The 14,569-nt window shown below is 61.0% G+C and carries 16 protein-coding genes and 2 tRNA genes; 4 read left to right on the top strand and 14 right to left on the bottom strand.

The features are described 5' to 3' along the window. Positions 1-56 precede the first annotated feature (56 nt). The gene (locus I6E74_RS07590) at positions 57-1,424 is read right to left on the bottom strand and encodes a CoA transferase (protein ID WP_197124443.1); all 1,368 of its coding nucleotides are present in this window, start codon (positions 1,422-1,424) and stop codon (positions 57-59) included. A 34-nt stretch (positions 1,425-1,458) separates the two neighbouring features. On the opposite strand from I6E74_RS07590, the gene I6E74_RS07585 reads away from it, so the two are divergent. Next, positions 1,459-1,647 (top strand): PLDc N-terminal domain-containing protein, encoded by a 189-nt coding sequence (locus I6E74_RS07585; protein WP_197124441.1) that lies wholly within the window; start codon positions 1,459-1,461, stop codon positions 1,645-1,647. 140 nt (positions 1,648-1,787) lie between these two features. Here I6E74_RS07585 and I6E74_RS14590 read toward each other — a convergent pair whose 3' ends face one another. Further along, entirely contained in the window at positions 1,788-1,913 is a 126-nt protein-coding gene (locus I6E74_RS14590) for a hypothetical protein (RefSeq protein WP_255529143.1), read from the bottom strand. A 251-nt stretch (positions 1,914-2,164) separates the two neighbouring features. On the opposite strand from I6E74_RS14590, the gene I6E74_RS07580 reads away from it, so the two are divergent. Beyond that, positions 2,165-2,842 (top strand): haloacid dehalogenase type II, encoded by a 678-nt coding sequence (locus I6E74_RS07580; protein ID WP_197124439.1) that lies wholly within the window; start codon positions 2,165-2,167, stop codon positions 2,840-2,842. A gap of 9 nt (positions 2,843-2,851) precedes the next feature. On the opposite strand, the gene I6E74_RS07575 is transcribed toward I6E74_RS07580, so the two are convergent. Continuing rightward, positions 2,852-2,925: transfer RNA gene (locus I6E74_RS07575), tRNA-Ile, on the bottom strand. Positions 2,926-3,091: 166 nt separating this feature from the next. On the opposite strand from I6E74_RS07575, the gene I6E74_RS07570 reads away from it, so the two are divergent. Next, positions 3,092-3,634, top strand: a complete 543-nt coding sequence (locus I6E74_RS07570) for a Dps family protein (protein ID WP_197124438.1) — start codon at positions 3,092-3,094, stop codon at positions 3,632-3,634. A 56-nt stretch (positions 3,635-3,690) separates the two neighbouring features. On the opposite strand, the gene I6E74_RS07565 is transcribed toward I6E74_RS07570, so the two are convergent. Continuing rightward, on the bottom strand, positions 3,691-4,935 hold the full coding sequence (locus I6E74_RS07565; protein WP_197124436.1) for a glycosyltransferase: 1,245 nt from the start codon (positions 4,933-4,935) through the stop codon (positions 3,691-3,693). 130 nt (positions 4,936-5,065) lie between these two features. Further along, on the bottom strand, positions 5,066-6,007 hold the full coding sequence (locus I6E74_RS07560; RefSeq protein WP_197124434.1) for a multidrug DMT transporter permease: 942 nt from the start codon (positions 6,005-6,007) through the stop codon (positions 5,066-5,068). Positions 6,008-6,047: 40 nt separating this feature from the next. Here I6E74_RS07560 and def point away from each other — a divergent pair, with 40 nt between their 5' ends. Then, positions 6,048-6,611: a peptide deformylase gene (def, locus tag I6E74_RS07555; RefSeq protein ID WP_197124432.1), complete on the top strand. Its 564-nt coding sequence runs from the start codon at positions 6,048-6,050 to the stop codon at positions 6,609-6,611. A 30-nt stretch (positions 6,612-6,641) separates the two neighbouring features. Here the strand turns inward: def and I6E74_RS07550 are convergent, their stop codons facing one another. From I6E74_RS07550 to I6E74_RS07510, 9 genes are all read right to left on the bottom strand, one after another. Beyond that, positions 6,642-6,947, bottom strand: a complete 306-nt coding sequence (locus tag I6E74_RS07550) for an AzlD domain-containing protein (protein ID WP_197124430.1) — start codon at positions 6,945-6,947, stop codon at positions 6,642-6,644. Next, complete coding sequence (locus I6E74_RS07545; RefSeq protein WP_231604837.1) at positions 6,944-7,717, bottom strand: AzlC family ABC transporter permease; 774 nt, start codon at positions 7,715-7,717, stop codon at positions 6,944-6,946. The genes I6E74_RS07550 and I6E74_RS07545 overlap by 4 nt, the downstream gene beginning before the upstream one ends. Positions 7,718-7,725: 8 nt before the next feature. Then, positions 7,726-8,391, bottom strand: coding sequence for a response regulator transcription factor (locus I6E74_RS07540; RefSeq protein WP_197124428.1), 666 nt, complete (start codon positions 8,389-8,391; stop codon positions 7,726-7,728). Beyond that, positions 8,388-9,692: a sensor histidine kinase gene (locus tag I6E74_RS07535; protein ID WP_197124426.1), complete on the bottom strand. Its 1,305-nt coding sequence runs from the start codon at positions 9,690-9,692 to the stop codon at positions 8,388-8,390. The genes I6E74_RS07540 and I6E74_RS07535 overlap by 4 nt, the downstream gene beginning before the upstream one ends. Positions 9,693-9,891: 199 nt before the next feature. Further along, positions 9,892-9,964 (bottom strand) — tRNA-Asn (locus I6E74_RS07530). A 51-nt stretch (positions 9,965-10,015) separates the two neighbouring features. Beyond that, positions 10,016-11,053, bottom strand: a complete 1,038-nt coding sequence (locus tag I6E74_RS07525) for a beta-propeller fold lactonase family protein (RefSeq protein WP_307784423.1) — start codon at positions 11,051-11,053, stop codon at positions 10,016-10,018. Next, on the bottom strand, positions 11,040-11,861 hold the full coding sequence (locus tag I6E74_RS07520; protein ID WP_307784422.1) for an ABC transporter ATP-binding protein: 822 nt from the start codon (positions 11,859-11,861) through the stop codon (positions 11,040-11,042). The genes I6E74_RS07525 and I6E74_RS07520 overlap by 14 nt, the downstream gene beginning before the upstream one ends. A 1-nt stretch (position 11,862) precedes the next feature. After that, positions 11,863-13,542: an ABC transporter ATP-binding protein gene (locus I6E74_RS07515; RefSeq protein ID WP_197124424.1), complete on the bottom strand. Its 1,680-nt coding sequence runs from the start codon at positions 13,540-13,542 to the stop codon at positions 11,863-11,865. Continuing rightward, on the bottom strand, positions 13,539-14,567 hold the full coding sequence (locus I6E74_RS07510) for an ABC transporter permease (protein ID WP_197124422.1): 1,029 nt from the start codon (positions 14,565-14,567) through the stop codon (positions 13,539-13,541). The genes I6E74_RS07515 and I6E74_RS07510 overlap by 4 nt, the downstream gene beginning before the upstream one ends. Positions 14,568-14,569 lie beyond the last annotated feature (2 nt).

Raw genomic sequence — 14,569 nt, 5'->3', positions numbered from 1 at the left:
ACCGCCGACACGGGATTATTTCAGGAAAGCCAGATCGGTCGCGCGACCAAGCTAGATCAGCTTGGTCGGGAAAGCCACGCCGCTTCGCTCGAACCCCACTCGACCGCAGGGGCGCTGAAGCGTCCAGGCCCGCCCGCGTAGGCCGGCGCAGGAACGGCACTAGTCACCCCGTCGTGAATCGTCACCGTCGGGGTGAAACCAGCGGATGCCGTCGGCGCGTGCCGCGGACGTCGCTGCTGCAGCAATTCGGTCGCCAGTCGCGCGAGCGATACCTCCACTAGCCATGAGTAGCCCGCATCGATCCGGCGGCGTACTGCCGTCGTGATGCCTGCCGCAAGCAGATAACCAGCGGCATGGTCCAGAGCTTGAGCAGGTAGAGCGCCCGGCGTTCCCTTGCCTTCGCCTTCGACCAGCGCGATTCCTGTTGCTGCCTGAACAATGCTGTCGAAGCCACGGCGCTCCGCCAACGGTCCGACTGTTCCCCACGCTGAAAGGCGGCCCACGATGATTCCCGGGCGACGCTCGGCGAGAGCCGCGGGCGAAAGACCGAACTTATCTAAGGAACCGGGGCGATACGCGGTGAGTACGACATCCGCGGTCTCGAGCAGTTTCTCGAAGGTCGTGCGGTCGGCTTCGATCTCAAGGTCGAGCAAGGCCGAGCGCTTTCCGGCGCCGGTGTCGAGGTGCTGCCAATGGATTTCGGGATGCTGTGGACTGTCGATGCGCAGAACGTCTGCACCCCACAGGGCGAGGGTGCGGCCGGCGACGGGTCCCGCAATCACCCGAGTGAGGTCGAGCACCCGGAGCCCCGCAAGGGGCGCATCGACGGTTGTTTCGGTCAGTTGAGCCGGTTCAGTATCGCCGAGCGACGTCAACTCGATTACCGGCAGTTCGGCCAGAGCACGGGCCTGTGGATGCTCGGACCATTCCTCTGCGGTGCGCACGACGGTCGCGACTCCCCCGGCGGCAACGACCTTGTCCTCGACGTCGGCCGCACGCATGGCGTGGAGAGCGAGCATGAATTCGTCAGCGCCCGTCTCTTCGGCAAGTTCAAGGGCGCGAAGAAGGGCTGCGCGGTGGTGCGGATAGTTCGCATGTGTGCGAACCCAGCCATCGCTGCAGGGCCAGAAACCAGAAAGCTCCGCCCAGGCCGCCATGGGTTCACCGTTCAGGCGAAAATGCTTGTCGCTCGTGACCGCTGTCGCCACTTTCAGCGGATTGAGTTCAACCGAAGGAACCGCGCATCCGACCCTCCTCGCGGCAAGCAGCGAGGCAGAAAATGATGCCGCGGCGATCGCATCATGAACAAAGCGGCCCGACGGGAGCGCCCCAGCGAGGGGCACAGCCGTGCCATTGTCACGCACTAAGGCGAGGGCGGCAGCATCTTCCCCCAGGGACTGCCACGCAGCATCCAGCAAACTCATAACTTGATAGTGCCATGCCCAGTAGATTTAGACCATGGAACCTATTAGCTTCAGTTTTGGCATCGTCGGACTCGTCGTCTTCATCATCACCGTGGTCTCGATCGCCAAGAGCACCAACCATGGTGTCGTCGGCAAGTTCCTCTGGATCTTGGTGGCGTTCTTCCTGTCGATTTTCGGCTCGATCTTGTGGCTCATCTTCGGTCGTGGCAAGGTGCGCAGCTAACCTCTCGCGCGGCATCATGATGGGCGTGGCGGCGCAGGCGCACTGAAGGGACACGGGATTTCCGTGCCTGCGACTGCATGCCGCCACGCTGAACTCATCGAAATTGGGTGTGGAATCTGATGAGTTCGAGGGATGGGCCGTTATTGGCCCTTACGCGGCTTGATAAAGCCGGTGTCGTCGAGCTTGGCCCGCTTCTGCGCCCGCTTGTCTTTGATCGACAGCTTGGCTTCCTTTTTTGTACTTCCTCTAGGCGATTTTCCAGCCATGATTACTCCGCTTCCCCTTGTCTCAGTTGGCGTGCTAACCCTGACCATAGCCCATTCCTCAGCGGAAAGCACTTTACCTCTGACCGGCTTTTTTATCGCCCGAGAACGCTAGCGCACCACAGTCAGATAGCGACCCCAGCAGACTCGTGCTGCCGTTATCAGGCGGGCGCTCGGTACTGCGCGTACCGTAGGGAGTCACACGCTGAGCATGCGCCATTGACGGCCGGATCAGCCGGACTAGTGGGGATGCCATGACGAGCACACGAGCGACAATTTTCTTCGACGTCAACGAGACCCTCTCCGATCTTTCGCCCGTCGGAGACGCATTCGAAACCGTCGGTGCAGCCCGCGGACTCGCGTCGTCATGGTTTGCCAGCATCCTGCGGGATGGCTTCGCACTCACCGCGGTCGGCAGCGAGGCCCGTTTTCTCGACATCGCTGCGACGAACGCGCGAGACGCCCTCAGCAGTTCCGCGCTGAGCTTGCCGATCGATGACGCCGTGGATGCGGTGATCGCCGCGTTTTCGAACGTGAGCCTCCACAGCGACGTGGTCCCCGGCATCCGTTCACTGCACGAGGCCGGCCACCGACTCTTCACGCTCTCAAACGGGCCCGCGAGCAATGCCGAACGCATGCTCACGGAGGCCGGAGTCGCGGATGCCATGGCCGGCTTTTTGTCAGTGGAAGAGCATTCCTCTTGGAAACCCGCGCGCGCGTCCTACGAGACCGCGCTGGCCCGCACCGGCACTGCCCTGGACACGACCGCTGTCTACCTCGTGGCAGTGCACCCTTGGGACATCCACGGTGCCGCCGCAGCAGGGCTTTCGACGGTGTGGGTAAACCGCAGCGGCGCAAACTACCCCGAGCACTTCACCGCACCGACCATGACAGTGGAGCAGCTCGACCAACTTCGCCCACGCCTTGAATAGAAACAGAAGTAGGGCGGATGGGACTTGAACCCATGACCGACGGATTATGAGTCCGCTGCTCTAACCAGCTGAGCTACCGCCCCGTGCCTGCACTGCTGCAGGCGCGTATCTACGTTACCGGCAATTCGGACTACGAAGGGCACGCCACTGCGCGCAACACGTGCCGTCTACGAAAGCGACCACCGCACGCTCAGCTTCCTCTCACGCAACGTTGAGCCAGCATCAAACCAACGCTCGTACGGTGGAGCCATGACTGATTCACAGAAAGCGCAGACCACAAGTCCGGCCAAATCTGGGGCTCGCAAAACTCGCCAGCAGAATGCTGAGCGCGGCTTTACCGCCTCCAAGGGCTTGGCAGATCGTCTTCAGCAGGTTCTCGTAGAGCTGCTCGAGCTTCAGCTTCAGGGCAAGCAGGCCCACTGGAACGTCGTGGGCAAGAACTTCCGCGACACTCACCTTGTGCTTGACGAAATCATTGATGCTGCACGCGGCTTCAGCGACACCATCGCCGAACGGATGCGCGCACTCCACGCCACCCCCGACGGCCGCAGCGACACCGTGGCCGAGACCACGACTCTTCCCGCATTTCCGGCTGGCGAGGTGGACACTGCCCACACCATCGACCTTCTGACAGAGCGCCTCGAAGCAACAATCGAAACGATTCGCGAAGTGCACGATCCCATCGACGAAGAAGACCCCACGAGCGCGGATCTACTCCACGGCATTCTCGAAACGCTTGAACAGTACGCCTGGATGGTATCGGCCGAAAACCGCACCCCCGCAAAGAAGTAGGCTCCACGCCTACACTCACGAGCCGATTGCTGTGGCTCCCACGAGAGCGTCTCCGCTTAGGAGGCGCTCTCGTTCTTTTTGTCGGATGACACCGCTGCAGAGACCTCTTCGCCGCGATACATGCTCTCGAACGTGTCCAATGTGCGCTGGATGTCGTGGGCAGCCACAATTGCCAAGCTTTCTTTCTTGAACTTCAGCACCTCATCCGCTGGCATCGACAGCACTCGGGTGAGTTTTGCGGCCAGATCCTCGACGTTGCCGGGCTCGAACAGGAACCCGTTCTCCCCATCGTGCACAAGGTGAGGCAGAGCCATGGCGTCAGCAGCAACGACGGGCAGCCCAGACGCCATCGCTTCCATTGTTGAGATGCTTTGCAGCTCCGCGATCGATGGCATCGCGAACACTGAACCACGCTGAAGCGCATCACGCAGTTGATCTTGCTCGACAAATCCGGTGAGGGTCACACGATCCGCGACGCCCAAAGAGGCTGCAAGGGCACGAAGTTTTCCTTCGAGCTCTCCCCCGCCCACAATCTCGAGCTTCGCGTCGAGCGCAGGGTCAAGAATCGCGAGAGCGCGAATGAGTTTATCGATCTGCTTCTCGTCGGAGAGGCGCCCCAAGAACACAATGAGATTCTCCGGCTTGGGCTCAAGATTGCCGTTGTAACCATCGGCATTGATCCCACACGACACCGCAACGACGTTGCGCACGTTCGTGTTTGCTTCGAGATATTCGGCGGCGCGCCGGGTCGGAGTGGTTACCCACGCGGCACGCAAGAAGGAACGTCCGGCAGCAGCCCACCCCGCCTGAATAGCTTTTCGGCGCAAGAATTTGGGAATGATGTAGGCGTGATCGAGCAAATTCTCGGGCATGAAGTGATTAGTGCCGACGAGACGAATTCCTCGCTTTTCGCCCTCGATCGTCATGCCGCGGCCGACGATGATGTGCGACTGAAAGTGGATGACATCGGGCTTCACCTGATCAAGAATGCGTGCCGAATTTTGCCTGACTCGCCACGGCATCATGAACCGAAGCCACGGGTGGCCGAGCCAGCGCCACGAGTAGAGGCGATGCAGGGTCATTTTCTGCCCCTCATGCTCCTCGACCATCGCGCCCAACTTCTTGTTGGAGTACGAGGGAGCCACGATGTGCACATCATGTCCGCGCTCAGCGAGACCAGCGGCCAATCGAGCAATGAAGGTCGCTGCACCATTAATTTGTGGCCAGAAAGTGTCGGCACCGATCAGAATGCGAAGTCGCGGTTTGCCCTCGTGGGGCGAGCGTCTCACAGCGGAAGTCACAGTCGAAGAGTTCCTTAACAGTTGTGCGTCACGAGCCAGTGCGTTTACGACCCAGTCAGGTCAACGGCATCTAATAACGTACCTCACGCGGCCTGCACGCACGGGCTGCTCGACCGAGCGCCTCGAAATACTACGACTTCAGTTGCGGGTGGTGCTTCGACAGCGAGAACACACCGAAAATGGCCACGGCACCCGTAATCACAAACGCAATGATTGCCCAGAGCGGCGCATCGGCTGCTTCTCCCAGAACGAGGATGCCGACCGTCACCGCAACGAGCGGGTCGATAACGGTGAGTCCCGCCACCACGAGGTCTGGCGGGCCGGAGGCGTATGCGGTCTGCACGAAGTACGAACCGAGAAGGGACGCAGCGATGAGCCCAACAATGCACAGGATCGTAAGAAAATCCGTGCTCTCAAATCCAGAACCCGAAATCATGATCGTCTTGATGCGGTCGATGACAACCTTGGCGAGCGTCGCGACGAAACCAAACAGCATGCCGGCACCCAAGATATAAAAAACAGGGGACGCGTTCGTGCGGAAGACCAGGAACAGCACGATCCAGAGTGCCAAGACGATCGCCAAGACGATGAGCACAATTGACAGCTCACGCTGGGTGATAACCGTGGACTTGGCGAACATCGCGGCGATTCCGACAAACACACCAACACCGACAACGCACATCACGATCGCTCGAATGGAAATGGCATCCAAGCGCACCTTCGCGACGCGGGAATTCATGATCGCGGTCATCACGAGCGCAACGGCGCCGAGGGGTTGCACCACCATGAGCGGGGAAAGCGACAGGCTCGAAAGCTGAAAAACGATGGCGAGCCCGAGAAACGCCGTGCCGATTACCCACGACGGACGGGCAAGCAGCGCCTTGATCTGGGAAAAGTTGAGGCCTGCGCTGGCTTCGCTGCCATGGTGCTGCTCCATGCGGGCAACGCCACGATGTTGAAACTGCGCTCCCAGCGACAACAGGATCGCGCCGATGAGGGCCAACGGAATACCCACCGCTTGCAGCGGCGTCAGGCTTATCTGATCGCTGAGGTCAAGTATGTCCGGCGGCACTCGTCAAATGTACTCGGTTCGCACGGGATATTCTGGGTACATGGCCGTTCTTCCCATCATTATCACCGGCGATCCGGTGCTCCACACTCCAGCGAGCCCGGTGACGGCCTTCGATAGCGAGCTCACGACTCTCGTCAACGACATGATCGAGACGATGGAAGAAGCACCGGGCGTCGGCTTGGCCGCGCCGCAGGTCGGCGTCGGCTTACGCATCTTCGTCTACGACTGGACCGACGACGACGACACGCACTGGCACGGTGTCGCCATCAATCCCGAACTTTGGCAAAGCTCCACCCCCGTGCTCGACTCCGACGACGCGGATGAAGAGGGTTGCCTCTCGATTCCCGGCGAACGCTACCCGCTTGCCCGTGCCGACCGCGTCATCCTGCGCGCCTTCGACCTGCAGCAACAGCCGTTCGAAATTGAAGCGTCGGGCTGGCTCGCCCGCATCTTCCAACATGAATACGATCACCTCGACGGCGTGCTCTACGCCGACCGCCTGCAGGCTCCGGATGCCAAGGCGGCCGCGAAAGCGATTCGCAAGCAGGGCTGGGGTCAGCCTGGGCTCTCGTGGTTGCCCACCGAGGAACAGCTCGACGCCTAAGTCAGCGCAACCCCCGCACGGAAAAGCGCTCTACGTCAGCGCCCGAATACCGGCGGCTACGAGAGCGGCCGCGATGATCACGACTATAAAGGGCACTCGCAGCGAGAAAAGCATGGCGGCGACGGCGACGGCCGGAAGCCGGGCATCCACTTCAAAGCCGCGCGCTGAACCGAACGTCTGAACAACGATGAGTGCCGCCAATAGCGAGACCGTGAGCAGATTAGCGAGCCTCGCCACCGTGGGTTTCTCGGCCCACGCCGCGGGGATCGTGAAGCCCGCGAGCTTGAGGGCGAGCACGGCGATCGAGGCGATCAGAATGATGTGCCAGACCGTCATCGCTCCCCCATCGGATCGGGTTCAGCTTCGGCGAGGTCGCTCTCGCGGGTTCCCAGCCAGTTTGTCAGGCCCACGGCGACAGCTACGAGCGTCGCGGCGAGCACCGGCAGCCCCGCGGGCAGAACGGGCATGAGCACCGCGGCAACGACTGCGGCACCGACCGCCACCACAATGGGTTGCAGCTGCTTCAATCGCGGCCACAGGAGCCCGAGGAACGCTGCTGCGGCAGCGGCATCTAATCCGTACTGGCTCACGTCGCCCAGTTGGTCGCCAATGAGCGCCCCGACGAGGGTCGTCAGGTTCCAACCGACGTAGATGATGGCGCCAGTCCACCAGAAGCCCGCACGCTGGCTTGCGAGGGTGGGCTGCGCTGTGGAGACGGCTGTACTCTCGTCGATAGTCCAGTGGCCCGCCAACAGTCGTTTGGCAAACCCAGAGCCGATCATGGGAGCCACGCGCAGGGCGTACAACGAGTTGCGCGCACCCAACAGCACCGCACTAGCGATCGCTGCACCGCCGGCCGCTGTGCCACCCGTCGCGAGCACACCAACGAGAGCGAATTGGGAGCCGCCCGAAAACATCAACAGGCTGAGCACGCAGGCTTGCCAGACATCCAGCCCCGCCGCTACTGCCAGTGCGCCAAAGGAAATTCCGTACGCGGCAACAGCAAGGCCCACCGCAAAGCTGGAGCGGATAGCCGCCGAGACTTCGGGAGACCGTGCCGGGTGCCGTTTTCTGTGTGCGACACCGTCTGCAATGCCATCCGTCATGCTGCTCGTCACACCGCCCGCCCCAGCGAGACAAGCCCGGTCTCATACGCGATCACGACGAGTTGCACGCGGTCTCGGGCTGCAAGCTTCGACATGATGCGCGAGACGTGAGTTTTGGCCGTGAGCGGGCTCAGGAAGAGTTTGGTACCGATCTCTGCGTTGGTGAGCCCCTGGCCGACAAGGGCCAGCACCTCACGTTCACGATCGGTAATGGCCGACAAGATGGCATCATCGACGGCCGCATGAGAGCCGCGAGCAAAGCGTTCGAGGAGTCGTTTGGTGACGCCGGGACTCAAGAGTGCATCGCCTGAGGCCACAACACGAACCGCTCGAATCAGTTCAACAGGCTCGGTGTCTTTCACAAGAAAACCGCTGGCGCCAGCACGGATAGCCCGAGCGACGTACTCGTCCACTTCGAAGGTTGTCACAACAATGATGCGCGTATCAGCGAGTTCGGGATAGGTCGCGATCTGTTCGGTCGCCCACAAACCGTCACCTTCGGGCATCCGAATGTCCATTAAGACAACGTCGGGGCGCTCACGACGAACCACCTCAATGACCTCGGTGCCGGTTGCCGCTTCGCCCACCACTTCGATGCCCTCTTCGGCGTTGAGGAGGCTGCTGAAGCCGGCACGGATCAGCTGCTGGTCATCGGCAATAACAATCCGGATCATGCGGATGCCGAACGGCGCGGAATTCGAGCCGTCACCACGGTGCCGCGCGGCGCACGATCACGCACCGTCATCGCGCCCCCGAGTAGTTCAGCTCGCTCTCGCATGCCCAGCAGCCCTCGCCCCTCCGTGTGACCATCGGTATCGATACCGACACCGTCATCGGTAATAGTAACGAGATAGTCGTCGCCCTCGACCACCAGCGAGACAACCGCAGAGGTCGCCGATGCATGCCGCACCACGTTCGTGAGTGACTCTTGCACGATGCGATACAGCGCCAGCTGGACGGCCGCGGCAGTGTGCTCTGAGATCTCTGAAGTGAGATCAACCTCAACGCCTTGCGCACGCACAGAATCGGCGAGGCTCGCGAGGCGAGAGAGATCTGGCTCGGGGACGAGCGGCGCATTATCGGCAGCACCCTCCGCAGCGCCCGAGTCCTCACTGCGCAGCATCCCCAGCAGCGATCGCACTTCGTTAAGCGCTTCTCTGCTCGAGATTTTGATGCTCGCGAGAGCTTCCTCGGCCTGTTCTGGCTGCTTGTGCATGAGGTGAAGACCGACGCCGGCCTGCACGTTTATCTGGCTCAGGGAGTGTGCCAAGACGTCGTGCAACTCACGCGCGATTCTCGTACGCTCGGCGCGCAGCTCTTCTTCACGACGACTCGCAAAAGCGGCGTGGAACTGCTCGAGCTGTTCACGCCGACGACGATTCACTTCAGCAAACCCGAGCACCAGCAACAGACCGATCGTGGTGGGGACGATGCGATACGGGTCGAGCTCGATGCCCACGACCAGAGCGGCAAGAAGCGTTGCCTCCCACACGACAATCATCGACACCCACGTCCAGGTGCGAGCACCGTGCGAGATCGCAATGACAATCGCGAATGCAAGTGCGAGGTACGGCGCGGAGAGCACCGAGTAGCCAATGAGAAAGTCTGCCGCCGCCAACGCCGAAATCACAGCGATGATGGGCCCGGGATAACGCCGAATCCACAGCAGCAGCAGCGGGCCAACAATCGACAGCGCGATGGCGACAATCGCGCCGGCACCAATACTGCTCAACTCAAGAACAGTAGTGAACGGCAGTTCGGATGCCGCATCACCGTACTCCGCATAAGCACCCGTCCAGATCACCCCCACGATCGTGATGGGCACCTGCACCAGTAGCGAAATAACGACGGGAATCCACCGCCGCAAACGACGCGACCGCGGAGACTGCGATGCGCTGACACCCGTGCCGTTCACGACGGCGTCGAGCATCGCCTTCGATGCGCGCGGCGTCGAGCGACGGGATGACGAAGACATCCTTTGATGGTAGTTGGCGCGGGGTACTACCGCGTCGGCTCGGCGGTGCAGCGTGCCCTACTCCCGGCGGAGTAGAGAAAGATTCTCGGTGCCAGGCTGCAGTCGCGACAACGCGAGAAAACTCGCCCACAACTTCGCGGGAAAAGCACCTCCCGGAAAGCACGAAGTCCCGGCCACCGAAGTGACCGGGACTTATAAGCTCCTCGACTTGGACTTGAACCAAGAACCTACGCATTAACAGTGCGTTGCTCTGCCAATTGAGCTATCGAGGATCGCTGTGCGACTCAATTACTTTAGCAAATGATTTCGCACTTGAAAAACCATCAGCCGATTCTGGCGAGGTATGTTGGCGAAAGCACCCGGGTTGGTGGGGCAATCAGCTGCGGAATACCGTTGAGATCAATTCTGAAACTAGCCACTTCGTGCGAATACTGGTTGCAGACGTGAAGAATGTCGTCGCTCATGATGATGTGGCGCGGCCAGTTCCCCTCGCACGACACAGAAGTGAGCGGTGCAACGCTTCGGCCATCGTCAGCAATCGTCATGACCGCAATCTGATTGCTGTGGCGCACCCCAGCGTAGGCGAAGCGGCCGTCGGCTGAGATTGCGATGGCGGACGCTTGGTCGCCTTCCACAGCACCAGGCAGCGCGATGGAGCACAGTTGCTGCAGTGCACGGTTCTTCCACTCGAAAACGAGCAAGCCGCATCCGTGTTCTCCGAGCACATAGAACAGATTGCCGGGGCGGGCGACGATATCGCGCGGTCCAAACCCTGCCGGCGTAGCGACCTCGGCGATCTGTTCGATCGCGAAATCGACGTAGCTGAAAACGCGGATGAGGTCGGCGCCCAAATCGAGAGTGAAGAGCGTGCCGTCATCGACGAAAACTGAGGAGTGCGCGTGCGGGCCCTCTTGTTGCGGTCGTGGACCGAGCCCGACAGTCTCGACGACCTGACGCGTGTCGAGCGCCGTGGGTTCCGCCGAAGCCTCGATGACTCCGAGCGTGCCGGTGCCATAGTTTGCGGCAATGATCGTGGAGCCTTGGACCGCGATGTGGCAGGGGTATTGGCCTCCGCTGGCGGTGAACGTTGGAGTGCTGAGGTTCTCGCCGTCGCGGTCGAATACTGCGACCTGGCCTGATCCTTCGAGCGTCGAATACACGCGGTCACCATCGACCACGATAAAGGATGCCGAGGGCACCTCCGCAACGCGTTGCGCGAGCTCGAGCGACCCATCCGGCCTGCTGCGCAGGACAGAGATGCCTTCGGACTCGCACTCCATATCCGCACCCCAGCCGCCCACCAACCAGGTCGAGGCGGGCACGGGGTTTACGTCGGGCGTTATTTCGTTAGTGCTGTTCACGTTCGAGCTCCACAAGTGAGTGGGCGAGCCCCTTCACATAGGGGTGCCACGGGTCGGAAAGGACTTCTGAAAGTTCACCAGAACCAACGAGGATGCCGCGATGCATGATCGCAACATTCGTGGCGACCCGGCGGACCGCGGCCAGGTCAGCGGTGACCAGCAGTGCCGAGAATTCGCGTTGCGCTTGCAGATCAACGATGAGGTCGAGGATGGCTGCGCGCACGTTGACGTCAATACCGGCGGTGGGGTCGTCGGCCACGAGCAGTTGCGGCTCAAGGATCATGGCACGTGCAATCGCAACGCGCTGACGCTGCCCCTTGCTCAACTCGTACGGGTACCGGTTCATGACCGAGAGCGGCAAACGCACAGTGTCGATGAGGGTCGCAACAGCTTCGGCGGCTTCCCGCTGGTTGAAACGACGATCCCGCACAAAAATCGGTTCAGCAATGTTCTCGCCGATCGTGAGCCGACTATTGAGGTGGTTGCCCGCATCCTGAGGCAGATAGCCCACGCGCAAGCTCAATCGATCGCGCTTGCGTCGACTCACCGAGCGCAGTTCGGTGCCGAGCACCGCGAGCTCTCCCCCGCTAAATAGCGGCGAACCGTAGGCGCCCGTCTCAGCATGAAGTGCAACCGCTTTGGCAAGAGTGCTCTTGCCCGAGCCACTCTCGCCCACAACGGTCAATACTTCGCCAGCGGCGATCTCAAAACTCAAACCATTGACAGCAATCGAACGCGTTTCAGGGTTGCGTGACGGGTAGCGCAGCGACAAGTCGCGGGCGCTCACGGTGGGCTGAGTAGAAGTCACCTCAATAATCTACGTCAGTCAGCGCCCTCAGTGCTTCACGGCGCTCGGTCTGCTCGCGAGGATCCGGTACGGGCAGCGAGGCCAACAGTCGTTGAGTGTACGGATGCTGCGGATTGCCGAGCACCTCAGAGCCAACACCCTCCTCCACGAGCTGCCCCTTGTAGAGCACCGCAATGCGATCCGACAGCATGTCGACAACCGCAAGATCGTGACTAATGAACAAGGCCGCGAAGCCGAGATCCCGTTGTAGGTCCGCGAACAGTTCAAGTACCTTCGCTTGCACCGACACGTCAAGTGCACTTGTCGGTTCGTCGGCGATCAGCAGTCGAGGTCGCAACGCGAGTGAACGCGCAAGGCTGGCGCGTTGGCGCTGTCCGCCGCTCAACTCGTGCGGAAAGCGATCCCCAAAGGCTTTCGGCAACTGAACGGCCTCGAGAAGCTCATCAACACGTCCGCGCGCATCATTCGGGTCTTCGGCCTTGCCGTGCACGATCAGCGGCTCAGCAACGCACTGAGCGATGGTGAGCAGCGGGTTGAAGCTGGAGGCAGGGTCTTGGAAGACAAACCCGATGTCGCTGCGCAGCGGCCGGAACTGACGTTCTTTGAAGCCCAGCATTTCGTGGCCGAGAACAGACAACGAACCACCGGTGATTTTGTTGAGCCCACCAATGGCACGACCGATCGTGGTTTTGCCCGAACCGCTCTCGCCGACCAGCCCGAGGACTTCGCCGGGTGAGATTGTGAAGCTCACGCGATCGACAGCACGGAACGGCGCGCGACCGAAACGGCCAGGGAACTCGATCTCGAGGTTGTCAGCAATGACGACAGGTTCGACATTCTTTTCGCCGCCCGCGGCCGCACGATCAGATACACGTGCTGCTGCCCGCGACGCACCCGAACCGATACGGGGAACGGCGGCAAGCAACTTCTGCGTGTAAGGGTGCTTGGCCGAATCAAACAACTGCTGAGCTGGGGCTTCTTCAACCAGCTTGCCCTGATACATCACGGCAACACGATCGGAGAGATCGGCGACGATACCCATGTTGTGGGTGATCAGGATGATCGCGGCACCGAACTCATCACGGCACCGGCGCAGCAGATCGAGGATTTCCGCCTGAACGGTGACATCCAGAGCGGTTGTTGGCTCGTCGGCCACGATGAGCTCTGGCTCGAGCACGAGCGCCATGGCGATGACGACACGCTGCTTCTGTCCACCCGAGAACTGGTGCGGGTAGTAGTCAACGCGCGACTCTGGCTCCGGAATGCCCACCTTGCGCAGGATCTCGATCGCTTTCGTTCGAGCCTCGCGCTTGCTCACATTGCCGTGGGCGCGAAGCCCTTCTGCGATCTGCCAGCCCACCGTGAAGACGGGATTGAGCGCGGTGGATGGCTCTTGGAAAACCATCGCCACATCTACGCCGCGAAGCTCACGCAAACGCTTGCCGGACATTCCAATAACTTCTTTGCCGTTAAGCACGATGGCACCGCGTGACACCGCAGTCTCGGGCAACAGCCCGAGAACAGACTTGGCCGTCACACTCTTGCCACTGCCACTCTCGCCGACGATCGCCAGAACCTCGCCCGGGGCGAGAGTCAGCGACACATCATCGACAGCTTTGACGTCTCCGCCATCGGTCGCGAACGTTACTTCGAGATTCCTGATCTCAACGATGTTGCTCATGAGCGAGCCTCCAGCGGGTCAATAGCGTCGATATCGTCGTTGAGGGCGAGCGTCGAGATGGGAGCAGTTTCTAACGCTGGCGCCGACTGGTCGGCACGACGACGCGTGCGCAAGCGAGGATCAGCGAGGTCATTGAGCGACTCCCCCACCAGAGTGATCCCGAGGACCACGAGAACGATCGCGAGCCCGGGGAACAGTGACGTCCACCAGATGCCGCTCGTGACATCCGAAATCGACTTGTTGAGGTCGTAACCCCACTCAGCCGCAGCGGATGGCTCAATACCGAAGCCGAGGAAGCCAAGACCCGCGAGAGTCAGGATGGCCTCAGAGCTGTTGAGTGTGAAGATCAACGGCAGAGTGCGCGTAGCGTTGCGGAACACGTGGCGGAACATAATCCGCGGCGTGCTCGAGCCAATGACCTTCGCCGATTCGACGTAGGCCTCCGACTTGATTCGCACCGTTTCAGCACGGATGACACGGAAATACTGCGGGATATAGACCACGGTGATCGATACTGCCGCCGCAAACACTCCACCCCAGAAACTCGACTGGCCACCGCTAATCGCAATAGCCGCGACGATCGCTAGCAGGAGCGTCGGGAACGCGTATACCGCGTCGGAGATGACCACGAGAACGCGGTCGATCCAGCTGCCAAGGTAACCCGAGACCAGACCGAGAAGCACTCCGGCGAAGATCGACAGCGCAACGGCAACGACGATCACGAGCAGCGCGGTACGCGAACCCCAAATCACGCGCGAGAGCACATCGTAGCCACCAACGGTGGTGCCCAAAATGTGTTGACCGCCCGGAGGAACCTGCGCACCAAAGGAACCCTCTTCGTCTCGCAACTGCGAGAAACCGTAGGGAGCAAGCAGCGGAGCAAAAAGTGCCGTCAGCAAGAAGATGCCGGTCAGAATGAGCCCGGCAACGAGCATGCCGCGCTGGAGTCCTACCGACTGGCGAACCTGGTGAACAATAGGCAGTTTGCGCCACACAGCCACAAAACGTGAGGGTGTCGTTGTCATGA

The sequence above is a fragment of the Salinibacterium sp. SWN139 genome, from assembly GCF_015864625.1.
Taxonomy (GTDB): Bacteria; Actinomycetota; Actinomycetes; order Actinomycetales; family Microbacteriaceae; genus Rhodoglobus.
Note: the sequence above shows the minus strand (reverse complement) of the source record. Positions and strands in the feature narration are given on the sequence as shown.